The organism is Thermorhabdus hydrogeniformans, assembly GCF_049310025.1.
Lineage (GTDB): Bacteria > Bacillota > Thermosediminibacteria > Thermosediminibacterales > Tepidanaerobacteraceae > JBJYKD01.
Genome location: NZ_JBJYKD010000166.1, coordinates 1 through 267, shown reverse-complemented (window position 1 = coordinate 267; position 267 = coordinate 1). Strand labels below are relative to the sequence as shown.

Genomic DNA, 267 nt, shown 5'->3' with positions numbered 1-267 from the left:
AGCAGTCAACTCAACCCGTAGATACCTACGGCAAGATCGTGATTCTCTCGCCACGTCGCCCGGGTGTATTTACCCTTCCCGGCGCCAGCGCTTATATAAATGGTAAACTGGTAAAATCAAATCCGGTGAAAGTCACCGTGACCCAGCCGGGCGGCGGACCTCCGGGCCGCATAGGACTGGTGGATACCGAATCGGAATCGGAACTGCGGCCAGGGGAAGATATCGAGGCGAAGATCAAAAAGAACCTGTTCCTGCGCGTGGAAGCCA

General features: G+C 55.8%; 1 protein-coding gene. It reads left to right on the top strand.

Annotated elements, in window-relative coordinates:
* A partial coding sequence (locus ACKX14_RS15950; protein ID WP_422449385.1) for a BatD family protein occupies window positions 1–267 on the top strand: 267 nt, incomplete at both ends.